At 53.7% G+C, this 467-nt stretch carries 1 protein-coding gene; it reads left to right on the forward strand.

The annotated features are described in order from the left end of the window. Nucleotides 1–467 (forward strand): hypothetical protein (locus LKK83_RS18010; protein WP_324632647.1); only part of this gene is annotated, 467 nt, incomplete at both ends.

A 467-nucleotide genomic window follows, 5' to 3' on the forward strand; every position in this document is an offset into this window, starting at 1 on the left:
GACACGAGTTTGGCGAAAGTGGGGGATACGGTAACGGTGACATTCACCGCTTCCGAAACCCTGAGTGGAACGCCCACAGTTGCGATCGGCGGACAAACAGCCAGCGTCACCAACACCACTGGCAACCAATACGAAGCCACTTATACCCTGACGGCCAACGATACCGCAGGGGCACAGGCCATTAATATCCAGTTTAGCGATGCTGGGGGAAATACTCGAACCGCTACGGCAACTACCGATTCGAGTAGCGTCAGTTTGGATAAAACAGCTCCTAATTTATCCTCTGTGAGCATTGCTTCCAGTAATGCCAACCACAGCAGCGTAGCGACAGTGGGGGATACGGTAACGGTGACATTCACCGCTTCCGAAACCCTGAGTGGAACGCCCACGGTCAAGATTGGCGGACAAACAGCCAGCGTCACCAACACCAGTGGCAATCAATACGAAGCCACTTATACCCTGACGGA

Source organism: Phormidium sp. CCY1219, from assembly GCF_035615515.1.
GTDB lineage: Bacteria > Cyanobacteriota > Cyanobacteriia > Cyanobacteriales > Laspinemataceae > CCY1219.